The organism is Bradyrhizobium sp. USDA 4474 (assembly GCF_054057515.1).
Genome location: NZ_JBSRZJ010000002.1, coordinates 6698089 through 6720099, shown reverse-complemented (window position 1 = coordinate 6720099; position 22011 = coordinate 6698089). Strand labels below are relative to the sequence as shown.

Genomic DNA, 22011 nt, shown 5'->3' with positions numbered 1-22011 from the left:
CTGCGCTCGCAATGACGGTGGTTAGCGTTTCAGCCACTCCAGCGCACCCCTGCCCGCAGCCGCCCCCGTCGCGAACGAGGCCTGCAGCAGGTAGCCGCCAGTCGGCGCCTCCCAGTCCAGCATCTCGCCGGCGGCGAACACGCCGGGCAGTTTGCGCAGCATGAAGTTTTCATCGAGCTCGTCGAAGGCAATGCCGCCCGCGGTCGAGATGGCGCGCCCGATCGGGGCGACGCCGGTGAGCCGAACCGGAATGGCGTTCACCAGATCCGCAAGCTCCACCGGCGAGAACACGGCCAGTGGCCGGCCGGACGCAATGGCCGCTTCCTGCATCAGGCCAATGCCGACCGGCGACAATTGCGCCGCCTTGCGCAGGAAATTTGCCAGAGACTGCTTGCCGCGCGTGCCTGACAGCCGCGTGGCCAGCGCCTCCGTGGTGAGATCCGGCCTCAATGCGATCGTCAATGTCGCCTGCCCGATCCCCAGCACCGCCTCGCGCAGCTCCGCCGATAGCGCATAGACCGCGCCGCCCTCGATGCCGGCCCGGGTGATCATTGCTTCGCCGCGCACCGTGTGCGCGCCGACCGTCAGCGCCACGCCCTTGAGCGGCTGGCCTTCAAAGCGATCGCGGAAGACGTCGGACCATGAGACCGTGAAGCCGGAATTGGCCGGCCGCAGCTCCGAGACAGCAATGCCTTTTGCGGCGAGACAATCGACCCACGCGCCATCCGAGCCGAGCCGCGGCCAGCTGGCGCCGCCCAGCGCGAGCACGGTTACCTTGGACGCGACGGCTCGCGTGCCGTCGGGCGTTTGAAATTGCAGCCGCCCATTACCGTCCCAACCGGCCCAACGATGGCGAAATGCGAACTGCACGCCAGCGGCATCGAGCCGCCGCAGCCAGGCGCGCAGCAAGGGCGAAGCCTTGAAGGTTTTTGGAAACACCCGCCCGCTGCTGCCGACGAAGGTCGGCTGTCCAAGCGCTGCGCTCCAGTCGCGCAGCGCCTCGGGCGGAAACGCCTCGACCGCGGAGCGCAAGTGCGGCATCGCTTCGCGGTAACGGGGGAGGAAATCCGGCAGCGCCTCGCTGTGAGTCAGGTTGAGCCCACCACGGCCGGCCATCAGGAATTTGCGGCCCGCAGACGGCATTGCGTCGAAGACGGTGACGCGGGCACCGCCCGATGCGAGCACCTCCGCCGCCATCAGCCCGGCTGGACCAGCACCGATGACGGCGACGTCAGTCAGAGCTTGATCCCCGCGCGCGCCGCGGCCTGCGCGACGTATTTCTGCGTCTGCTCGAATGCGCCGGCCAGCGCCCTGGCCTTCGACATGTCGCTGATCTCTGCGAAACGCGCGGCGATTGCGTCAGGCGTCCAGTCGGCCTCCGGCAGGTTGATGCCCTCGCTCTCGATGATCTTGATCACGGCGAAGGAGCCTGCACCGGCGCCCATGATGGTGCGGGTCGGGGCGTCCTCGCTCAGCATGTACTCGACCGCGGGCGTGATCGCGTTGGGCTTCATCAGCTGCAGCGCCTGCGGCGGCAGCAGCTCTTCGGTCATGCGGGTGGCGGCCGTGGGCGAGATGATGTTGACGCGGATGTTGTTCTTGCGGCCTTCCTCGGCGAGCACGTTCATCAGGCCGACCATGCCCGACTTGGCCGCGCCGTAATTGGCCTGGCCGAAATTGCCGTACAGGCCGGAGGACGAGGTCGTCAACACGATACGACCATAGTTGCGGTCGCGCATGCCGGCCCAGACCGCCTTGCAGCAATAGAACGTGCCGACCAGATGCACGTCGAGCACCTTCTGAAAATCGGCCGCTTCCATCTTGCCGAACGACTTGTCGCGTAGGATGCCGGCATTGGCACACATGATGTCGACGCTGCCCCATTCCTTGGTGGCGCGCTCGACCATGGCGGTGACCTGCTCGAAATTCGAGACGTCGGCGCCGTCGGCCATCGCGTTGCCGCCGGCTTTGCGGATCTCCTCGACCACGGCTTCAGCCGGCGAGAGCGAGGCGCCGGTGCCGTCACGCGCGCCGCCGAAATCGTTGACCACGACTTTGGCGCCGCGGCTCGCAAGACCCAGCGCGTGCGCGCGTCCGAGACCATTGCCTGCGCCGGTGACGATGGCGACGCGTCCGTCGAACCTGATTGGCATTTGAAACAGTCTCTGTTCTTGCCTTCTCCCCCTTGTGGGAGAAGGTGGCGCGGAGCGCCGGATGAGGGGTCTCTCTCGGCAGGTGCGCTCGCGGAGAGAGACCCCTCACCCGCCTCGCGTTCCGCGAGGCACCCTCTCCCACAAGGGGAGAGGATTAGGACCTCGCTTTCAGTCGCTTTTTGAGCAGCGATGCATGGCTGGGTCAAGCCCGGCCATAACGGCCTCGCCTAGGCGAAATAGATCAGGCCAAGCCAGTCCGCGACCAGCGCGGGCTTGTCCTCGCCTTCGATCTCCACCGTCACGTTGGTGCGCGACTGCAACTCGTTCGGCTTGCGCAGCTTGGCCTCCGCCAGCACGAAACGGCCACGAACGCGCTTGCCCGAGCGCACCGGCGAGATGAAGCGCAGCTTGTCGAAGCCGTAATTGACGCCCATCGTGGTGCCGGCGATCACAGGCATCACCTCATAGGACATGATCGACAGCAGCGACATCGTGAGAAAACCGTGCGCGATCGTGGTGCCGAAGGAGGTTTCCTTCTTCGCGCGTTCCGGATCGACGTGGATAAACTGGTGATCCTCGATCACAGCGGCGTAGGTGTCGATGCGGGGCTGGTCGATCAGGTGCCAGGACGACACCCCGATCTCCTTGCCGACCATGGCCTGATAGGCCTCCAGCGTGATCGGCGGCTTCTTCCAGATTTCGTTCACTCAGGTCTCACTTCTCGTTTTCGGCAGCTCCGGAAAGTCCTCCTCACGGAATTCCCGGCCGCGCAGCGGGTCGTCGCGATCATTGTCGCGTTCGAGCCGTCGTAGCTGCACGCGGCGGATTTTGCCAGAGATCGTCTTCGGCAGCTCCGTGACGATCTCGAGCCGGCGAATGCGCTTGAACGGCGCAAGCCGCGTGTGCAGGTGCTTGAAGATGGAGAGTGCCGTCTCCGGCGTCCGCTCCGCGCCCGAGGTCAGCAGCACGAAGGCCTTGGGGATTGCGAGCCGGATCGGATCCGGGCTCGGCACCACCGCGGCTTCCGCCACGAGTTCGTGCTCCAGCAGCACGCTCTCCAATTCGAAGGGGCTGATGCGATAGTCGGAGGATTTGAACACGTCGTCGGAGCGGCCGACGAAGGTGAGATAGCCGTCCTCGTCAGCGAACACCACGTCGCCGCTGCGATAGAGCTCGCCTTCGGCGCCGGAGAGCCTGCCGTCGTCGCCCTGATAGCCCTGCATCAGGCCGGCAGGACGATCCGCGCCCAGCAGCAAGGCCACCTCGCCCTCCTTGGCGGGATGGCCATCGGCATCGCTGACCTGCACGCGATAGCCCGGCAGCGGCCGGCCCATGGAGCCGACCTTGATCTTCTGGCCCGGCGAATTGCCGGCAAGCGCCGTGGTCTCGGTCTGGCCGTAGCCATCACGGATCGTGAGGCCCCAGGCGGCCTGCACCTGATCGATCACTTCAGGATTGAGCGGCTCGCCGGCGCCGCAGACTTCGCGCAGGCTCACGTTGAACGACGCAAGATTTTCCTGGATGAACAGCCGCCACACCGTCGGCGGCGCGCACAGCGTGGTGACGCCGCAGCGGCCGATGGTGGCGAGCAGCCCCTTGGCGTCGAAGCGCGGCTGGTTGACCACGAACACGGTGGCGCCGGCATTCCACGGCGCGAAGAAGCAGCTCCAGGCATGCTTGGCCCAGCCGGGCGAGGAAATGTTGAGGTGGATGTCGCCTGGCTGCAGTCCGATCCAGTACATGGTCGAGAGATGCCCGACAGGGTAGCTGCGCTGGCTGTGCCGGACCAGCTTTGGCTTTGCCGTGGTGCCCGAGGTGAAATAGAGCAGCATCGGGGCGTCGGCGTTGGTCGGACCGTCGGGCGTGAAACTCTCTGAAGTCTTCGCCGCCTGCTCAAAAGCGAGCCAGCCGTCGGAGGCCGCACCTACGACGATGCGGACGATGTTCCCGGCACCAAGGCTTGCGAATTTCGCGACCTGGTCTTCCGCAGCAACCACTGCCTTCGCCCTGCCACGATCGAGCCGGTCGCGCAGCTCGTCGGCGGTGAGCAGCGTGGTCGCGGGAATGACGACGACGCCGAGCTTGATCGCCGCCAGCATCGTCTCCCACAGCGGAACCACATTGCCGAGCAGCAGCAGGAGATGGTCGCCGCGCTTGAGGCCTTGCGCACGGAGAAAGTTGGCGACCTGGTTGGAACGCTTCGAGAGCGCCGCGAAGGATAGTTTTGTCTGCTTGTCCTGTGCGGCATCGACAATCCAGAGCGCGGGCCGGTCCTTGGCATCCGCATCCTTCGCGAACTCGTCGAACCAGTCGAGCGCCCAGTTGAAGGGGACCGGATCGGGCCAGCGGAAATCCCTGACCGCTGTTTCGTAATCCGTGCGGTGCTGAAGAAGAAACGCGCGCGCGTCCTGAAACGTCGTCATTAGGCTTTCCCGGCTAGCCCCCTAACGTGCTTGATAATTCCGGAAAAATCCACCCCGCCCTGGCCGGCTGCGTCGAAAGACTGATAGATCTCCTGTGCATGCTTGCCGAGCGGCGTCGCGGCGCCGGCGGCCTTGGCGGCGTCCTGCGCCAGCGTCAGGTCCTTCACCATCAGCGCCGAGGCGAAGCCCGGCTTGTAGTCGTTGTTGGCGGGCGAGGTCGGCACCGGGCCGGGAACCGGACAATAGGTGGTCAGCGACCAGCACTGACCCGACGAGGTCGAGGCGACGTCGAACAGCGCCTGATGCGAGAGGCCGAGCTTTTCGCCGAGTGCAAAGGCTTCGCTCACCGCGATCATGGAAATGCCGAGGATCATGTTGTTGCAGATCTTGGCCGCCTGCCCGGCGCCGGCGCCGCCGCAATGCACGATCTTCTTGCCCATTTTTTCCAGCACGGGCCTGGCTGCCGCGAACGCGCCCTCCTCGCCGCCGCACATGAAGGTGAGCGTCGCCCCCTTGGCACCGCCGGTCCCGCCGGAAACCGGCGCGTCGACCGAGAGCACGCCATTCCTGGCCGCGAGCGCATGCGCGGCCCTCGCGCTTTCGACGTCAATGGTGGAGCTGTCGATGATCAGCGCACCCTTGGTCATGGCGGGCACGACCTCGTTCCAGACGCTGAGCACATGCTTGCCTGCCGGGAGCATGGTGACGACGACATCGGCGCCCTTCACCGCGCCCGATGCGCTATCAGCGATGCCGGCGCCGTCGGCCTTGGCTTGATTGCGGGAGGCCTCGACGAGATCGAACGCCACCACCTTGTGGCCGGCCTTGACCAGGTTGGCGGCCATCGGACCGCCCATGTTGCCGAGACCGATGAATGCGACCGTGGCCATCTTCGTTTCCTCCAGATGTAGCGTTGATCAATTGAACTTCAGCTCGTCGGCGCCGATCTCGGCGAAGTAAGGCGCAAGCATTTGCGGCGTTACATCCTCGACCCGCGGCGGCGACCAGGTCGGATTGCGGTCCTTGTCGATGACAGCGGCGCGCACGCCCTCGCGGAAGTCATCGCTGCGGAACACTTCGCAGGCGGCGCGATATTCGCGCACCAGGCATTCTTCCAGACTGGTGGCGGTCCGCGCGAGCCGCAGCAATTTCAGCGTCACCACCATGCCGCGCGGCGATTTTTCGGAGAGCGTCTTCAGCGTCGCCAGCGCGAATTCGGACCCGTCGCGCTTCAGCGCGGCAAAAATGTCTTCCATGCGGTCGAAGCCGAACAGCGCGTCGATCACAGGCTCTTTGGCGGCGACCGGTCCCGCGATCTCACCGGTCGCAAAACCGTTGATGAGCCTGCTGACATCGGCCGCAGTGGCGTCTTGGCGAACCTTGGTCAGAGCCGCGCGCAGCTCCGGCCATTTGGCCGCAGATACCACCGCGTCAGCGAATTTCGCGTGGACCGCATCAGGGCCGTTCATGGTCTGGCCAGTCAGGCCGAAATAAGTGCCAATCTCGCCGGGCGAACGCGACAGCAGAAAGGTGCCGCCGACATCGGGGAAGAAACCGAGCCCGACCTCGGGCATCGCGAGCTTGGTGCGATCAGTGACGATCCGATGGCTGGCATGGCCCGAGAGGCCGACGCCGCCGCCCATCACCAGGCCATCCATGAAGGCGACGTAGGGCTTCGGATATTTCGCGATCCGCGCGTTCATGACGTATTCCTGGCGCCAGAACCTGGCGCCGAGATCGCCGCCCTCGCGCGAGCTCTCCCAGAGGCCGCGGATGTCGCCGCCGGCGCAGAGGCCGCGCTCGCCTGCGCCTTCCAGGATGATCACAGCGACGTCAGGATCGGTCTCGAATCTATCAAGCGCCGCGTCGATGCCTTCCGACATCTCCAGCGTCATGGCGTTGATCGCCTTGGGACGATTGAGGCGGATCACGCCTGCCGCGCCCTCGCGGCGAACGATCAGATCGCCCTCTTCCGCTCCACTCATCGCGCGCCCTCGATCAATCTGCGCGCCACGATGAGCCGCATGATTTCATTGGTGCCTTCGAGGATCTGGTGCACGCGCAGATCGCGCACGATCTTCTCGATGCCGTATTCGCTGAGATAACCGTAGCCGCCGTGAAGCTGGAGCGCGTGGTTGGCGACCTCGAAACCCACATCGGTACCGAAGCGTTTTGCCATGGCGCAGAGCATGGTGGCGTCGGGATCTTTTCGGTCGAGCGCCGCCGCGGCGCGCCACAGGAAGGTACGCGCGGCCTCCAGCTCGATCGCCATGTCGGCGAGGCGGAATTGCAGCGCCTGGAATTCGTCGAGGCGTTTTCCAAAGGCCTTGCGCTCTGTCATATAGGCGCGCGCCTTGTCGAGCGCCGTTTGGGCACCACCAACCGAACAAGCCGTGATGTTGAGACGGCCCCCGTCAAGCCCCGCCATCGCGATCTTGAAACCCACGCCCTCCTCGCTCAGCCTGTTGGCAACAGGCACGCGGGCGTTCTCGAAGATCACGGCGCGGGTCGGCTGCGCGTTCCAGCCCATTTTGCGCTCGTTGGCACCGAACGAGACACCCGGCGTCTTCCCGTCAATGACGAGGGTCGAGATGCCGCCGGGACCGTCACCGCCGGTGCGAACCATCGCGACCAGCAGATCGGTACCACCGGCGCCGGAGATGAATTGCTTCTGGCCGTTGAGCACATAGTGATCGCCGTCGCGCATCGCCCGGGTGCGAAGCGCCGCCGCATCCGACCCAGCGCCCGGCTCGGTCAGGCAATAGCTCGCGATCAGCTCCATGGTGCAGAGCCTTGGCAGCCATTGAGCGCGCTGGGCATCGCTGCCGAAGGCATCGATCATCCAGCTCGCCATGTTATGGATGGAGATGAAGGCCGAAATGGTCGGGCAGCCCGTCGCCAGCGCCTCGAAGATCAGCGCCGCGTCGAACCGCGTCATGGCGGAGCCGCCGACATCCTCGCGGATGTAGATGCCGCCCATGCCGAGCGTGGCGGCCTCGCGCATGACCTCGACGGGGAAATGCTTCTCCTCGTCCCAGCGCAGCGCGTGCGGCGCGATCTTTTCGGCCGCAAACGCCAGCGCTATGTCGCGAACCGCGACTTGATCCTCATTCAGGGCGAACTGCATGCTGGGCTCCTCACCTTCCTCGTCATTGCGAGGAGCTCGTGACAAAATTGCGGAGCAATTTTGCACTGAAGCGACGAAGCAATCCAGACTGTCTCCGCGGGAAGGTTCCGGATTGCTTCGCTACGCTCGCAATGACGGGCTGCGCAACAGCCCTACTTCATCGTCGGGATCGAGAACTCCGCACCTTCCTTGACGCCGGACGGCCAGCGCGAGGTCACCGTCTTGGTCTTGGTGTAGAAGCGGATCGAGTCCGGGCCGTGCTGGTTGAGATCGCCGAAGCCCGACTTCTTCCAGCCGCCGAAGGTGTAGTAGGCGATCGGCACCGGGATCGGCACGTTGATGCCGACCATGCCGACATTCACCTTGGCCGCGAAGTCGCGCGCCGCGTCGCCGTCCCGGGTGAAGATCGCAACACCGTTGCCGTAATCATGGTCGGACGGCAGCGCCAGCGCTTCCTTGTAGTCATGCGCACGCACAACCGACAGAACGGGACCGAAGATTTCCTCCTTGTAGATTCGCATGTCCTTGGTGACGTTGTCGAACAGCGAACCGCCGAGATAGAAGCCCTTCTCGTAGCCCTGCATCTTGAAGCCGCGGCCGTCGACCGCGAGCGTCGCACCTTCCTTGATGCCGATGTCGATGTAGCTCTTGACCTTCTCGACCGCCTCGCGCGTGACCAGCGGACCGTAGTCGGCTGACGGATCGATCGAGGTGCCGATCTTGAGGCTCTCGACGCGCGGGATCAGCTTGTCCATCAGGCGATCCGCGGTGGTCTTGCCGACGGGAACGGCGACGGAGACGGCCATGCAGCGCTCGCCCGCCGAGCCGTAGCCGGCGCCGATCAGCGCGTCGACGGCCTGGTCCATGTCGGCATCAGGCATGATGATGGCGTGGTTCTTGGCGCCGCCAAAACACTGGCAGCGCTTGCCGGTCTGGGCGGCGCGCTCATAGATGTACTGCGCAATCGGCGTGGAGCCGACGAAGCCGATGGCCTTGACATCGGGATCGTCGAGGAGCGCGTCGACCGCTTCCTTGTCGCCGTTGACGACGTTGAGAATACCGGCCGGCAGGCCCGCCTCGATCATCAGCTCGGCAAGCTTCATCGGCACGCCGGGATCGCGCTCGGACGGCTTGAGGATGAACGCGTTGCCGCAGGCGATCGCCGGGGCGAACTTCCACATCGGGATCATCGCCGGGAAATTGAACGGCGTGATGCCGGCGACGACGCCGAGCGGCTGGCGCAGCGAATAGATGTCGATCCCGGGACCGGCGCCCTCGGTGTACTCGCCCTTCATCAGATGCGGGATGCCGCAGGCGAATTCGGCGACCTCGAGACCACGCTGGATGTCGCCCTTGGCGTCGGGCACGGTCTTGCCGTGCTCGCGCGCGAGCAATTCGGCGAGCTTGTCGTAGTCGCGCTGCACCAGCTCGACGAATTTCGTCATCACACGGGCCCGGCGTTGCGGATTGGTCGCAGCCCATTCAGGCTGAGCCGCACGCGCGTTCTCGACGGCAGCGCGAACCTCGGCCTTAGAGGCGAGCGCGACCTTGGCCTGAACGTCACCGGTCATCGGCTCGAAGACGTCTGCCGTCCGGCCCGACGTGCCCTTCACTTCCTTGCCACCGATGAAATGTCCGACTGAACGCATGGAATGATCTCCTTGAGGGCGAGCTGGAACGCTTTGACAAATCCTATCGACCTGCATTTATTGGGATTCAAGTCTGATATATTGCACCATAGATGTGCGAAAATGCTGGATCAAGGCACCATCGATTGGGACGACTTTCGGTTCGTGCTGGCCATCGTGCGGGGCGGCTCGGTGTCGGCTGCGGCGAAGCAGCTCGGCGTCGACCATGCCACGGTGATCCGTCGCGTGGACCGGCTGGAAAAGCACCTCTCGGCCAAGCTGTTTGACCGGCGTAAGACCGGCTATCTCCTCACCGAGGCCGGCCAGCGCGTCGCCGACAGCGCGGAAGCCATGGAATCCACCATCGTCGCCAACCAGGAGCAGGTCGGCGGCTCGGTGGCGCGGCTGACCGGGACGGTGCGGATTGGCGCGCCTGACGGATTCGGCACCGCCTTCCTGGCGCCGTTCGCCGATCGCTATCCCGACCTCGATCTGCAACTTGTGGCGACGGCGCGGCTGTTCAGTCTCTCCAAGCGCGAGGCCGACATTGCGATCAGCCTGACCATGCCGAAGGAGGGCCGCATCGTCGGCCGCAAGCTGCTCGACTACCGCCTCGGGCTCTATGCGGCGCCAGCCTATCTCGACCGCTTCCCGAAAATCACCTCACGCGACGTACTGCCGCAACACCGCTTCGTCGGCTACATCGAGGAGCTGCTGTTCACGCCGGAGCTCGATTACCTGCCGCTGGTGTCGCCACGGATTTCAGCGCGGCTGCGCAGCGCCAATCTGATCGCGCAGCTCAATGCGACGCTCGCAGGCTTCGGCATCGCGGTGCTGCCGCATTTCATGGCCAGCGATTATCCGCAGCTCGTGGCGGTGCTGCCCGAGGAGGTCTCGATCGTCAGGACGTTCTGGATGCTGATGCATGCCGACAGCAAGGACCTGGCGCGGATCAGGGCCGTGGCGGATTACATCGGCGAGATCGTGGAGCGTGAGCGGGCTTTGTTCGCGGGACCGCAGACACCGCTCCCGCAAGAGCGGCATCCCGGCTAGCTCTGCTTCTTCTTGGCTGGTGCAGCCTTCGCGGGCTCCCGCTTCGCCCCCTCCAGCGCGCTGTCCTTGCCCGCCTTCAGCACCTCATCCGACAGCTCGCTAGAGCCGGCGATGCGCGCCAGCAGCATGGTGCCGGCCATGGTCGCCAGCGTCGCGATCGCCTGCTTGCGCGCGGCCTTGCGCGGCATGTTCGGGATGAAATCGGTCATCATCTCGAGCATCTCGTCGAGCTTGCCGGCAAAGGCTTTTCGCGTCTTCGGGCTCTCGCGCGCGATCTCGGCACCGAGCGCGGGGATCGAGCAGCCATGGCCGGGATTGTCCCGGTGCAAAGCCGAGAGGTAGGTCTCGACGATCTGCGCGAACTGCTTTTCGGGCGCGACTTGATCGGACTGCTTGCGCCAGTGTTCCATCGAGCGGTCCATGGCGTAGGCAAACGCCTCGATCACCAGGGCCTCGCGGGAATCGAAATGCGCGTAGAAGCCGCCATGGGTCAGGCCCGCCTCCTTCATGAGGTCGGCGACACCGATGCCGTGGGCGCCCTTTTCGCGCAGCCGGATGGACGCCTTCTTCACGATGCGATCGTGGGTTTCCTGCTTGTGTTCCCGGGAGTAGCGCATGCGGCTCTCATTGAATGTCGGAGGTCATCTCATAACACGAATATCGACCGGGCGGCGCATTAATTCCCGGTAAAATTGCCACCGATCATTGAAAAGGTTGCAGTCGCATGGACTGCGAGGCTCCCCTTGCCGTCGCGCACAAAACCTTCGGTGTAGCTGGTCTGACGCCCGAGCTTGATCACCTTGCCCTCGGCCGAGATCAGCCCGGACCGCACGGAGAGCGGACGCAGGAAGGTCATTTTGAGGTCGAGCGTGACGGACCCCTGCCCCGCCTCCAATCTGGTCGAAACCGCACATCCCATCGCGGTGTCGAGGAGCGCGGCGGCCGTGGCGCCATGCAGCAGCCCGATGGTATTTTCGAGATCCTCGCGGGGCTCCAGTTCCATCACGATACGGCCCGGCTCGACCAGGGCCATGATGAACCCGATCAGCCTGGCGAAGGGCGGCGGCGGCAGCCGGCCGTCGCGGATGCCCAGCATGGCGTCCATGCCCGAGAGCCCCATCGCCACTTTCGCAACCGGTGCAGGCGCCTGCCACTCCACCACGCGCTCGCGCCGCTGCGCCGCCGAAAACAGGTCGCGTTCAGTGGGCTCAGTCATGGGTCGCCTCTTTATATGATTCATATCATACTATGCGGCGGACTTCGCACTTGCAACTCCGCCCCGCCGCTTGACAAGGGAGCCGTTTCGGCCCGGAAGTGATCCCGGCCGGCGCCCCTCGCCCTGGTCCGCGAAACCTTCGAGATCTCACGATGGACATGCTCAACGACCACTGCGGCGTGACGCGCGATGCGCGCGGCGTCGTCCATGTCGCGATCTGCAATGCCGGCACTCTGAACATTCTGGGCTCGCCCGTGACCGATGCGGTGCGCGAAGGCCTGCAGCGGCTCGCTGACGACCGCAGCATCCGCATCGCCGTGCTGCGCGGCCAAAGCGAGAAGAGCATGATCGGCGGCGCCGACATCAAGGAGATGGCGAAGCTCGACCAGACGTCGGCCGAAGGCTTCATCAGCCGGCTGCGCGACCTCTGCGAAGCCGTACGCCAATTCCCTGCCCCCGTGATCGCACGCATGCCCGGCTGGTGCCTCGGCGGCGGGCTCGAGGTGGCGGCGGCCTGCGACTTCCGGATCGCCGCGCATGATGCGCATTTCGGCATGCCCGAGGTTCGCGTCGGCATTCCCTCGGTGATCCATGCTGCGCTCTTGCCGCGCCTGATCGGCTGGGCCCGCGCCCGCTGGCTGGTGATGACCGCGGAGAACATCGACGCGCCGACGGCGCTGGCCTGGGGCCTGGTCGACAAGGTCGCCGCGCCGGGCGGCCTCGACGGGGAGATCGAGCACCTGGTGAACGTCCTGCTCGAATGCGGCCCCGAAGCGCTGCGCTCGCAGAAGGCGCTGCTGCGGCAGTGGGAGGAACTGCCGCTGACCGAGTCGGTCAACCTCAGCGTCAAGGTGTTCGGCCAATCGTTCCTGACGGACGAGCCGACGCGACTGATGCAGGCGTTTGCGAACAGGAAGCGGTAAGCGGACGCCCTGCGATCACGCGACGACAATTCATCGGAACCACGACAATTTCTCATGCCGGGCACGGTTGCATTTTTTGCGCCGCATCATATGATGATCATCATCCAACGCCATCGCAGGGAGCTTCGTCATGGCTGAAACCGCCGATCCCGTCGTCATCGTCTCCGCCGCCCGCACCCCGCTCGGCCGCTTCATGGGCGAGTTGTCGCCGCTTGCCGCGCACAAGCTCGGATCGCATGTGATCAATGCCGCGCTGGAACGCGCCAAGCTCGCGCCCGAAAAGGTCGACGAGGTGTTCATGGGCTGTGTGCTGCCGGCCGGCCAGGGCCAGGCGCCGGCGCGTCAGGCGGCGCGAGCGGCGGGCCTCCCCGATGCCACCGGCGCCACCACCGTCAACAAGGTCTGTGGTTCCGGCATGAAGGCGACCATGCTGGCGCACGACATCATCCGCGCCGGCTCGGCCGGAATCGTCGTCTCCGGCGGCATGGAGAGCATGAGCAACGCGCCGTATCTGTTGGCGAAGGCACGCGGCGGCTATCGCGCCGGCCATGATCGCATCATCGACCACATGATGATGGACGGTCTCGAGGACGCCTACGAGACCGGCCGCTCCATGGGCGATTTCGGCGAAGCCACGGCAGAAGCCTATCAGTTCACCCGCAAGGACCAGGACGCCTACGCGATGGAAACGTTGGGCCGCGCGCGCAAGGCGGTCGAGGGCGGCGCGTTCAAGGCCGAGATCGCACCGATCACGCTGACCGAGAAGGCAGGTCCGCGCATCATCGCCAATGACGAGCATCCGCTGAAGGTCGATCCGGCCAAGATCCCCGGACTGAAGCCGGCCTTCCGCGCCAATGGCACCATCACGCCGGCGGCCTCCTCCGCCAACGCCGACGGCGCCGCAGCGCTGGTGCTGACGAAGCGGTCGCTCGCCGATCGCAATGGCCTGCAAGCGATTGCCGAGATCAAGGGCCATGCCACCCACAGCCAGGAGCCGCAATGGTTCACCACGGCGCCGATCCCGGCGATCCGAAAGCTGCTCGACAAGGTCGGCTGGAGCGCCGGTGACGTCGACCTGTTCGAGATCAACGAGGCCTTTGCCGTGGTGGCGATGGCGGCGCAGCGCGACCTCGGCATTCCCCGTGACAAGCTCAACATCAACGGCGGCGCTTGCGCGCTCGGTCATCCCATTGGCGCCACCGGCGCGCGGCTGATCGTAACGCTGCTGCATGCGCTCGAGGCCAACAACCTCAAGCGCGGCGTCGCGGCGCTTTGCATCGGCGGCGGCGAGGCCACTGCGATCGCGGTGGAGCGTCCCGCACTCTGACGCGCTGAAGTCCGAAAATGAGGGAAGTCCGTCATTTCAGACTTCCCGTTCCCGTGCCAGACTGCAACGATGACGCGGGTGTCCCTGACCCCGCCAACCTGGATTGAGGGGCAATGATCTCGAACTGGCTTTCGGCCGCACTCGGCCGTCGCAACATCCATTATGGCTGGGTGATGGTCGGCGTGACCTTCTTCGCCGCGCTGATCAGCGCCGGCACCGTCGGCGCGCCCGGCGTATTCATCGTTCCCTTGCAGAAGGAGTTCGGCTGGAGCACGGCTGAAATCTCCTCGGCGCTGTCGATCCGCTTCATCCTGTTCGGGCTGATGGCGCCGTTCGCCGCCGCCCTCCTCAATCGCTACGGCCTGCGCAACGTCACCCTGACCGCGCAGCTCATCGTCGTCTCCGCGCTGGTGCTCTCGCTCGGCATGACGCAAGTCTGGCAGCTCGTGGCGCTGTGGGGCGTGGTGATCGGCATCGGCACCGGCATGACCGCGCTGGTGCTCGGCGCCACCATCGCGACGCGCTGGTTTGCGGCGCGCCGGGGCCTGGTCATCGGCCTCATGACTGCGAGCGTCGCCACCGGCCAGCTCGTGTTTTTGCCGCTGCTCGCAAGCCTGACCGAACGTTACGGGTGGCGCCTCGCGCTCGGCTTCGTCTGCATCATGCTCGGCGTCTCGGCGACCGCCGTCGCGCTCGTGATGCGCGACCGGCCGAGCGATGTGGGCCTGCGTCCCTTCGGCGACGAAGGCACCGAGCCCTTGCCCGCTCCGCCGGTGAGCAACGGCTCGATCACGGCAGTCGCGCTCGGCACGCTGCGCGATGCCTCGAAGTCATCTGCGTTCTGGATACTGTTTGCGACGTTCTTCGTCTGCGGCGCCTCGACCAACGGGCTCGTGCAGGTGCACCTGATCCCGATGTGCCTCGATTTCGGCATCCCGCAGGTTCAGGCCGCAAGCCTGCTGGCGGCGATGGGCATCTTCGATTTCTTCGGCACCATCATGTCGGGCTGGCTGTCGGACCGCTACGACAATCGCTATCTCCTGTTCTGGTACTATGGCCTGCGCGGGCTCTCGCTGATCTTCCTGCCGTTCAGCGATTTCTCGTTCTATGGCCTGTCGCTCTTCGCGATGTTCTACGGCCTTGACTGGATCGCGACGGTGCCGCCCACGGTGCGCCTCACCGCGCAGAAATTCGGACCCGAGCGCGCCAACCTGGTGTTCGGCTGGATCTTCGCCGGCCATCAGCTCGGCGCCGGCACCGCAGCATTCGGCGCGGGCCTGTCGCGGACGCTGCTGCAGAGCTATTTGCCTGCCTTCTTTATCGCCGGCGCGCTCTGCGTGTTCGCTTCTCTGATCGTGCTGGCGTTGTCGCGACAGCCGAAGCCACAGGCGAAACCCGCGATGGCCTAGCACTCCGGCCGGGACACACGTCCGCTATCTCGCGGCTCATTTCGCCCGAGCTTCGCTCTCTTCTTCGCCCCTCTCTTGAGAACGGGCGCAGGCAAGGCCGGGCGCGAGCGCTTGCAATCCACTGCGCAGCTTCGTCAATGGTGCTGACGGTAATTCCCCGGAATTGCTGTCGCGCCTGCCCCGGGGTTGGGATGCGTCATTCAACGCATCCTCTGTCGAGACTGGCGACTGCCCTGCATCCGCATCGTACATTGGTCTGGAGATGATCATGCGCAACATAGCATTAGCGACGACAATCGTGATCTCGTTGAGCGCGCCGGCTTTGGCTCAGAAGGCCGAGATCGACGCGAACAATGCGAAGTGGCTCGAACTGTTCAACAAGGGCGATTTTTCCGGGATTGCGTCCCTCTACAGCGCGGATGCGATCGCATTGCCACCGGGGTCCGCGATGGTGAAGGGCCGAACGGCCATCGAGGCAATGTGGAAAAGCATGGCTGAACAAGTCACCGATCCGAAGCTCACAACGCTGGATGTCAGACCGCTAGGCTCTTCCGCGGCACGCGAGATCGGCACGTTCGTATTGAAGACCAAGGGAGCCTCCCCGCAGGAGGTGAGCGGAAAATATGTCGTCGTGTGGGAGAAAGTCGGGGAGGACTGGAAGCTGACCACCGACATCTGGAACGACGGCAAATAGCGTCTTACGGCAACTGGATCAAACCGACGCACCTGTTCATTCGCCGTTGTCATTCGAGACGCCGGCGCTATCGTGCCTAAGCGGCACAGCCGCGACATTCATCCGATAATTCTAGTCATGGGAGAATCGCATGAAATTCATAACCACCTGGAGCGTACCCCAAGGAACCTTCAACGCAGCCGTCGCCCGCTTTCTGGAGACCGGTGGCGCGCCCCCGGAGGGCGTCAGGATGCTCGGTCGCTGGCATGGCATGAATGGACAGGGATTTGCGATCTCTGAATCGAGTGATCCGAAAGCCATGTATCGTTGGCTCGCGCAATGGTCTGACCTGCTTCCATTGACAGTCACGCCTTGCCTCGAGGACGGAGACGCGGGCGAGGTCATGGCGTCACTCCCCAAACGTTGACCGTCAAGCGCTCATCATCGATCTCCACGTCACTGCCGCCGCCGAACCGGCGGTAGTGACATGCTCGTCGCCGCTAGGGCTTAGCCGGAGACCGAAGCTCCCATTGCTCAAGGCGCTCGATCGAGGCTTGCCGTTCATGCTGGCCCAGCCAGATCGTGAAGAGAACCAGCGCACCAGCGAGAGCGCTGATGCCGAAATATAGGTTCCTCATACGCGTTGAATGCGGCGCGCCGGAAATCGTTCCTCCCATCGTGTCCTTTGGCCATGATCGGGCCGTCATCCGGCGTCTGCGCCATCTTCCTCGCCCTGGAAAATGGTCTCCGCAGCTTCGACCATACGATCTCCCTCGATCGGAACGGCAACGTCATCCTGTCGCTGACGGGTCCCAGAACCGAATCTGTCCGTGGCGATCCAATCGATGAAATCTGGAACGATCGTTGACGTGCTTCAGTTCTTAGAGAACCGGAGGTATGAGAGTGTACGGAAAGAGTACGAGATGACGAACGTCCTGAAGCTTCCGACATGGGCGGACGACGACCACGTGTTCGCGGTCGTTGAAACTCCCCGCGCGAGCACATGCAAGCTGGACTTCGATCCGAAATTCCACATTTTCACCCTCGCGAAACCGCTGATGGCGGGGCTCAGCTATCCCTATGATTGGGGCTTCATCCCTTCGACCAAAGCTCCGGATGGAGATCCCCTCGACGTCCTGATCATACATGATGCGCGCACGTATCCTGGCGTCGTCCTCAAATGCAAACCGATCGGCATTCTCGAGATGGAGCAGAAAAGCAAGGGCAAGAGGGAGCGCAATGATCGCGTGTTCGCGGTACCCGATCGATCGCCGCTCGAAACGGACCTGCGGGACATCCGCCATCTGCCTTCGCGCGCGCGAGGTGAACTCGAAGAGTTCTTCCGTGCCACCAACGTGCTCGAGAACAAGGAGCTCGAGTTCCTGGGCTGGCGCGGACCCCGGCACGCCGTGAAGACCATTAAACGTTTGTCCAGTTAAAACGCCGGAACATCAACAAATGTTAGGTGCGCGGAAGCCCATCAGGTGCCACTGTACCCTCGGCGGGGGCGCCCCTTGAGTGGTCGCGCATCCTTCCATTCCAGGGGGCCGCATCTTGTTGCGATTCAAGCTGAGCAGGTCAGCCAAGTGCCTGATACAGGCCACGGCTTTTGCGAGCCTGCTTGCAGGATCGCACACTGTCGCACAGGACGACAAGAAAACCGATGACGACAAGCCCGCCGATCCCGATACCGGCGAAAGCACCGTTGAGGAAAAGACGCTTGGGCTTCTGCCAAACCCCTTCGAAAAACATGGAGTCAAGTTTGCCGCGACCTACATCGGCGAGACGCTCGGAAATGTCACGGGCGGCCTCAAGCAAGGTGTGATCTACGAAGGCCGGCTTAATCTCGCGGTCGACGTCGACCTGCAGAAGCTCGCCGGAATCGACAAGCTGACCTTTCACGCCAACATGTTCCAGATTCACGGCGAGGGCTTGTCGCGCAATTATCTCGGCAATTTCCTGGTCGTCAGCGGCATTGAAGCGCTGCCGTCCACCCGCTTGTACGAAGCCTATTTCGAGAAGCAGTGGGGCGACAAGAAGGTCTCGCTCAAGTTCGGTCAGCTTGCCGCCGACAGCGAGTTCTTCAATACGAAATACACGGACGTCTTTACCAACGCCTCGATGGGCTGGCCGGCGATCACATCGCTGGACCTGCCAAGCGGGGGCCCTTCACCGCCACTGGCCGCGATGGGCACCCGCCTGCTGGTCAACGTGACGGATCACCTGTCTGTGCTTGGCGGCGTGTTCGACGGCAACCAGGCGGGCCCTGGTCCCGGCGATCCGCAAGAGCGCGACCGTTACGGCGTCAATTTCCGCGTCAACGATCCACCCCTTCTCCTTGGCCAGATCCAGTATGCCTGGAACAACAAAAAGGGCGATCCCAATCTGACGGGGCAAATCAAGCTCGGTGGCTGGCGTCACTTCGGATCGTTTTCCGATCTGCAACTTGCCAACAATGGAGTGTCACTCGCCGCTGCGACCAGCAGCGGTACGCCCCTCATGTTGGCGGGTGATGTCGGAGGATGGGCCGTCTTCGAGCAGCAGCTCTATCGCGTGCCGAAGAGCGACGATCGCGGAATCGGCGTGTTCGCCCGCGTCTCGGGTGCGCCGGCCGACCGCAACCTGATCGATCTCTATGCGGACGCCGGGTTCGAGTTGATCGGACTGAGCGACAAGCGTCCCGACGACAAGTTCGGCATCGCGGCTGGTTACGCCCACGTCTCGAAGCGAGCCCAGGCGCTCGACGCCGACTATCGGGCGATGGTCGGGCCATCCTGGCCGGCGCGCAGCTTCGAAGGACTTTTGACGGCCGTCTACCAGTATCAGCTACGCGATGGCTGGACCCTTCAGCCGAATTTCCAATACATCATCCATCCCGGCGGAGGGGCGACCGACCCCTTGGGACCAATGCCGGGCAAGGCGCTCAAGAACGCTGCGGTGCTAGGTCTGCGAACGACGCTGAAATTTTAGGCCGCAAGCAAGATCCTGCTCGCGCAACCGACCGCTTGCTGGCGGCCGGAGCGGCCCGCAATGCCGCCGGCCCATCACGGGATCGATCAGGTCGCGCGAGCCCAGCCAGTCTTCCGTAACAGCTCGCTTTAATTGTCCTGGCTGCGTTTAGCCCTCGTTAATGATGCCGTTCAATCCGGCAACGGCGGATTTCGGCGGCCCATGTTCGCGCGATCCGCGTAAGCCTTGCTTAACGGCCCACATTCAAAGTTCCGCTCTGCCGAGAAGCCCGCAGAGGCCGCCCGGTCGCGTTCCTCGGTCCTTGATAAGCCAGAGAAAATTGCCTTTGCCGCGACTCAGGCGATTAGGATGAAGATCATGCTCCGCGCTTGGTTGTGTCGTTTTGCCAGAGATCGCAAGGCCAACGTCGCCGTGATCTTTGCGCTGGTGATGGTTCCGACCATCTTTCTGCTGGGCATGGCGCTGGACTACACGCATACGCAACACATGAAGGTGAACCTCGACTCGGCCAGCGACGCTGCCGCCGTCGCCACAGTCACCTCGGCAATGATGCAGCAGAGCCCGCAGGCGGCGCAGACCGCGGCGAAGAACGTCTTCAACGTCACGGCGAATGCTCTGGTGAGCAACAACAACTTGCCGGCGCAGCCAAATCTCACGGTCGCTGTCAACTGCAGCAAACCCGATGCCACGACGGGATACTGTACTTACGCCGCCTGCCCCGGCGTGGACGCAGTCTATGCTGACCCCGTCAACTCGAACAACCAAGTCGTTCGCAACGTTCAGATTTGCTATAACGCGACGGCGAACAATGCCTTCCCGAGCGTGCTCAAACAGGCAAACTGGCCGTTCACAGGTCAGTCATTGGCACGCAACCAGGGCGCCCCCAACATCAACTTCTATCTCTTGCTGGACGACTCGCCTTCCATGGCTATCGGCGCGACATCGGCCGACATCAGCAAGCTGATCGCCAACACGCAAAATCAGGTCGACTCGAGCGGGTACAAAGGGTGCGGATTCGCATGCCACGAAACCAATCCCGCCGCAGACAATCTGGGCAATCCAGGCGGAATTGACAACTACCAGCTTGCCCGCAATCTCGGCGTTACATTACGCATCGACCGTGTCAAGCAGGCCGTCCAATCCCTGATGACGACAGCACAAAGCGTATCGACCACCAATCGAAATACCTATGGGGTCGCGATCTATACGTTTGATTGGCAGTTGAACAGCAGCTCGCCGATCTTCGCGCCTTCCGGAAAGCCGGGGGTGGTGCAAACTCCCGTGACGCCCAACTCGACAACCAGCTACACGGTAGCGACCATCCAGAATTACGCCAACAACATTGCGGTCCTGCCAGTCTACAAGAACAACTGGCTGACATCGTCGAACAACAATAGCGACGCCGACACCAGCATCGCGGGCGCATTGAGCGGTCTCAACAAGATCATGCCGAATCCGGGGAACGGCACCAACGTCACCAACGATACGCCACAGGAAGTGGTGTTCCTCGTGACCGACGGCGTTGAAGACGTGAACATTACGACCGACGCATACACGGGCTCCTGCAACAAGACTCTCACTGGCAAGCGCTGCCAGCAGCCGCTCGACCCCACGATCTGCACCACCATCAAGAACAGGAAGATCCGCATCGCCGTGCTTTACACAGAGTATGACGACGCGGCGCTCCATAAAACGAACAACTGGTACGATAGCTGGATCTACCCCTTCAATGGAACGTCCACCGGCTCGACCAGCCAGATCGAGACAAACCTGCAAACCTGCGCCTCATCGCCCGATTTGTATCAGAAGGTGTCGACCAACGGCGACATCACCAGCGCTCTCCAGGCTCTATTCCTCAAGGTCGCGTCCGACCCCCGCCTGACTCAATAGAGAAAGCAAACATGACCGCCACGCACGCCGTGCCCACAACCAGACGCCGCCGCCGCTGGCGCGCGTTCTTTGCCGACCGGAAAGGCGCAACCGCGGTCGAGTTCGCGCTGATCGCCCCGGCCTTCATCGCCTTGCTGGTCGCGATCATCCAGACCTTCCTGGTTTTCTTTGCGCAGCAGCTCCTGGAACAGGTGGTGAACCAATCGAGCCGGGCGATCCTGACGGGGCAGGCGCAGGCCCAGGGCATGACCCAGGCCCAGTTTGCCAGCGCGGTCTGCTCCAACGTCGTGATCCTGTTCAACTGCAGCGGCCTGATGATCGACGTCCAGGTTGCCAACTCATGGAGCTCGACCAACACGGCCCTGCCAACCCTCACCTACGACGGCAATGGAAAGGTGACGAATGTCTGGCAATTCAACCCCGGCAATCAGGGCGACATCGTGGTCGTGCGGGTGATGTATCTGTGGCCGGTTTTCCTGGGTCCACTCGGCTTCACTCTGGCAAACCAGCCGAATAACAGCAGCCGCCTGATCATGTCGTCCACGGCTTTCATGAACGAGGCTTTTGTCAACTCATGAGCCGGACGCCTCATCGCATGCGGAACTTCTGGGTGGACACGCGCGCCGTGGCCGCGACGGAGTTCGCCATCGTGGTGCCGTTCATGCTGCTGCTCTATGTGGGCGGCGTCGAGCTCGGCAACGGGATGGCGATCAGCGTCAAGGTCAGTGAAACTGCCCACACGGTCGTGGATCTGGTGTCACGAAACGCATGCGTCACCGACACGACGCTGAGCGCCATGCTTGGCGCGTCGGCGGCGACGATCGCACCCTATTCTTCGGCGAACACGACGGTCGTCGTGTCGGAAGTATCCACGGACGCCAACGGCAAAGCGACCGTGACCTGGAGCAAAGCGCTCAACGGCACCCCACGCCCGGTAGCTCAGCCGATCACTCTGCCAACGGCCCTCGGCACCCCCTCGCCCTCCAATGTATCGTTGCTGCTCGGCGAGGTCACGTACCAATACACCCCCAACCTTGGCTATACGATCAGCGGGACCATGCCGATCAGCGAGAGCTACTACCTGTATCCGCGCGTTTCCTCGGTCGTGCAGTATCCGTGCAGCTGAAGCCGGGGTATCCGGAGGACCTTGGGTTCTCGCGGCCGCAGGATGTTGGCGTTGAGAGACGTTGCGGGAAATTGTCCTGACGTTGCCGATATT

The 22011-nt window shown here is 63.6% G+C and carries 21 protein-coding genes; 11 read left to right on the top strand and 10 right to left on the bottom strand.

Annotated elements, in window-relative coordinates:
- Window positions 1-21 precede the first annotated feature (21 nt).
- The 8 genes from ACVW16_RS33095 to ACVW16_RS33060 form a co-directional block, all read right to left on the bottom strand.
- Window positions 22-1239, bottom strand: coding sequence for an NAD(P)/FAD-dependent oxidoreductase (locus ACVW16_RS33095; RefSeq protein ID WP_456738159.1), 1218 nt, complete (start codon window positions 1237-1239; stop codon window positions 22-24).
- Entirely contained in the window at window positions 1236-2153 is a 918-nt protein-coding gene (locus ACVW16_RS33090; RefSeq protein ID WP_456703159.1) for an SDR family NAD(P)-dependent oxidoreductase, read from the bottom strand. The genes ACVW16_RS33095 and ACVW16_RS33090 overlap by 4 nt, the downstream gene beginning before the upstream one ends.
- A gap of 227 nt (window positions 2154-2380) precedes the next feature.
- On the bottom strand, window positions 2381-2860 hold the full coding sequence (locus ACVW16_RS33085) for a MaoC family dehydratase (protein WP_456734880.1): 480 nt from the start codon (window positions 2858-2860) through the stop codon (window positions 2381-2383).
- Entirely contained in the window at window positions 2861-4576 is a 1716-nt protein-coding gene (locus ACVW16_RS33080; protein WP_456734879.1) for an AMP-binding protein, read from the bottom strand.
- Entirely contained in the window at window positions 4576-5481 is a 906-nt protein-coding gene (gene mmsB / locus ACVW16_RS33075) for a 3-hydroxyisobutyrate dehydrogenase (protein ID WP_456738158.1), read from the bottom strand. The genes ACVW16_RS33080 and mmsB overlap by 1 nt, the downstream gene beginning before the upstream one ends.
- A gap of 12 nt (window positions 5482-5493) precedes the next feature.
- On the bottom strand, window positions 5494-6561 hold the full coding sequence (locus tag ACVW16_RS33070) for an enoyl-CoA hydratase/isomerase family protein (RefSeq protein WP_456703156.1): 1068 nt from the start codon (window positions 6559-6561) through the stop codon (window positions 5494-5496).
- A complete protein-coding gene (locus ACVW16_RS33065) occupies window positions 6558-7703 on the bottom strand; it encodes an isobutyryl-CoA dehydrogenase (RefSeq protein ID WP_456734878.1) in 1146 nt (381 codons plus the stop codon). The genes ACVW16_RS33070 and ACVW16_RS33065 overlap by 4 nt, the downstream gene beginning before the upstream one ends.
- 152 nt (window positions 7704-7855) lie before the next feature.
- Window positions 7856-9352 (bottom strand): CoA-acylating methylmalonate-semialdehyde dehydrogenase, encoded by a 1497-nt coding sequence (locus tag ACVW16_RS33060; protein ID WP_456703154.1) that lies wholly within the window; start codon window positions 9350-9352, stop codon window positions 7856-7858.
- A 102-nt stretch (window positions 9353-9454) separates the two neighbouring features.
- Here ACVW16_RS33060 and ACVW16_RS33055 point away from each other — a divergent pair, with 102 nt between their 5' ends.
- Complete coding sequence (locus ACVW16_RS33055; RefSeq protein ID WP_456734877.1) at window positions 9455-10384, top strand: LysR family transcriptional regulator; 930 nt, start codon at window positions 9455-9457, stop codon at window positions 10382-10384.
- Here ACVW16_RS33055 and ACVW16_RS33050 read toward each other — a convergent pair.
- Window positions 10381-11001, bottom strand: a complete 621-nt coding sequence (locus ACVW16_RS33050; RefSeq protein ID WP_456734876.1) for a TetR/AcrR family transcriptional regulator — start codon at window positions 10999-11001, stop codon at window positions 10381-10383. The genes ACVW16_RS33055 and ACVW16_RS33050 overlap by 4 nt on opposite strands.
- A gap of 59 nt (window positions 11002-11060) precedes the next feature.
- On the bottom strand, window positions 11061-11600 hold the full coding sequence (locus ACVW16_RS33045) for a PaaI family thioesterase (protein ID WP_456734875.1): 540 nt from the start codon (window positions 11598-11600) through the stop codon (window positions 11061-11063).
- 152 nt (window positions 11601-11752) lie between these two features.
- Between ACVW16_RS33045 and ACVW16_RS33040 the strand changes: the two genes are divergently transcribed.
- The 10 genes from ACVW16_RS33040 (at window position 11753) to ACVW16_RS32995 (ending at window position 21918) form a co-directional block, all read left to right on the top strand.
- Entirely contained in the window at window positions 11753-12523 is a 771-nt protein-coding gene (locus ACVW16_RS33040; protein WP_456734874.1) for an enoyl-CoA hydratase, read from the top strand.
- 130 nt (window positions 12524-12653) lie between these two features.
- Window positions 12654-13850 (top strand): acetyl-CoA C-acyltransferase, encoded by a 1197-nt coding sequence (locus tag ACVW16_RS33035; protein ID WP_456703149.1) that lies wholly within the window; start codon window positions 12654-12656, stop codon window positions 13848-13850.
- Between the two features lie 113 nt (window positions 13851-13963).
- On the top strand, window positions 13964-15259 hold the full coding sequence (locus tag ACVW16_RS33030; protein WP_456734873.1) for an MFS transporter: 1296 nt from the start codon (window positions 13964-13966) through the stop codon (window positions 15257-15259).
- Window positions 15260-15521: 262 nt separating this feature from the next.
- The gene (locus tag ACVW16_RS33025; RefSeq protein WP_456734872.1) at window positions 15522-15953 is read left to right on the top strand and encodes a YybH family protein; all 432 of its coding nucleotides are present in this window, start codon (window positions 15522-15524) and stop codon (window positions 15951-15953) included.
- Window positions 15954-16083: 130 nt separating this feature from the next.
- Window positions 16084-16359: a DUF3303 domain-containing protein gene (locus ACVW16_RS33020; RefSeq protein ID WP_456703146.1), complete on the top strand. Its 276-nt coding sequence runs from the start codon at window positions 16084-16086 to the stop codon at window positions 16357-16359.
- Window positions 16360-16762: 403 nt separating this feature from the next.
- Window positions 16763-17371, top strand: a complete 609-nt coding sequence (locus tag ACVW16_RS33015) for an inorganic diphosphatase (protein WP_456703145.1) — start codon at window positions 16763-16765, stop codon at window positions 17369-17371.
- Window positions 17372-17486: 115 nt separating this feature from the next.
- Window positions 17487-18902: a carbohydrate porin gene (locus tag ACVW16_RS33010; protein WP_456802553.1), complete on the top strand. Its 1416-nt coding sequence runs from the start codon at window positions 17487-17489 to the stop codon at window positions 18900-18902.
- A 348-nt stretch (window positions 18903-19250) separates the two neighbouring features.
- Window positions 19251-20792: a TadE/TadG family type IV pilus assembly protein gene (locus tag ACVW16_RS33005; RefSeq protein WP_456703144.1), complete on the top strand. Its 1542-nt coding sequence runs from the start codon at window positions 19251-19253 to the stop codon at window positions 20790-20792.
- Between the two features lie 11 nt (window positions 20793-20803).
- The gene (locus tag ACVW16_RS33000; protein ID WP_456703143.1) at window positions 20804-21370 is read left to right on the top strand and encodes a TadE/TadG family type IV pilus assembly protein; all 567 of its coding nucleotides are present in this window, start codon (window positions 20804-20806) and stop codon (window positions 21368-21370) included.
- A 32-nt stretch (window positions 21371-21402) separates the two neighbouring features.
- Window positions 21403-21918, top strand: coding sequence for a TadE/TadG family type IV pilus assembly protein (locus ACVW16_RS32995; RefSeq protein ID WP_456734871.1), 516 nt, complete (start codon window positions 21403-21405; stop codon window positions 21916-21918).
- Window positions 21919-22011: the final 93 nt, after the last annotated feature.

Bases quoted from the DNA above. Each gene is read 5' to 3' on its own strand.
- ACVW16_RS33035 (WP_456703149.1), top strand. From the start codon at position 12,654: ATGGCTGAAACCGCCGATCCCGTCGTCATCGTCTCCGCCGCCCGCACC.
- ACVW16_RS33065 (WP_456734878.1), bottom strand. From the start codon at position 7,703: ATGCAGTTCGCCCTGAATGAGGATCAAGTCGCGGTTCGCGACATAGCG.
- ACVW16_RS33005 (WP_456703144.1), top strand. From the start codon at position 19,251: ATGAAGATCATGCTCCGCGCTTGGTTGTGTCGTTTTGCCAGAGATCGC.
- ACVW16_RS33030 (WP_456734873.1), top strand. From the start codon at position 13,964: ATGATCTCGAACTGGCTTTCGGCCGCACTCGGCCGTCGCAACATCCAT.
- ACVW16_RS33080 (WP_456734879.1), bottom strand. From the start codon at position 4,576: ATGACGACGTTTCAGGACGCGCGCGCGTTTCTTCTTCAGCACCGCACG.
- ACVW16_RS33045 (WP_456734875.1), bottom strand. From the start codon at position 11,600: ATGACTGAGCCCACTGAACGCGACCTGTTTTCGGCGGCGCAGCGGCGC.
- ACVW16_RS33025 (WP_456734872.1), top strand. From the start codon at position 15,522: ATGATCATGCGCAACATAGCATTAGCGACGACAATCGTGATCTCGTTG.
- ACVW16_RS33050 (WP_456734876.1), bottom strand. From the start codon at position 11,001: ATGCGCTACTCCCGGGAACACAAGCAGGAAACCCACGATCGCATCGTG.
- ACVW16_RS33090 (WP_456703159.1), bottom strand. From the start codon at position 2,153: ATGCCAATCAGGTTCGACGGACGCGTCGCCATCGTCACCGGCGCAGGC.
- ACVW16_RS33070 (WP_456703156.1), bottom strand. From the start codon at position 6,561: ATGAGTGGAGCGGAAGAGGGCGATCTGATCGTTCGCCGCGAGGGCGCG.
- ACVW16_RS33040 (WP_456734874.1), top strand. From the start codon at position 11,753: ATGGACATGCTCAACGACCACTGCGGCGTGACGCGCGATGCGCGCGGC.
- ACVW16_RS33000 (WP_456703143.1), top strand. From the start codon at position 20,804: ATGACCGCCACGCACGCCGTGCCCACAACCAGACGCCGCCGCCGCTGG.
- ACVW16_RS33020 (WP_456703146.1), top strand. From the start codon at position 16,084: ATGAAATTCATAACCACCTGGAGCGTACCCCAAGGAACCTTCAACGCA.
- ACVW16_RS33060 (WP_456703154.1), bottom strand. From the start codon at position 9,352: ATGCGTTCAGTCGGACATTTCATCGGTGGCAAGGAAGTGAAGGGCACG.
- ACVW16_RS33055 (WP_456734877.1), top strand. From the start codon at position 9,455: ATGCTGGATCAAGGCACCATCGATTGGGACGACTTTCGGTTCGTGCTG.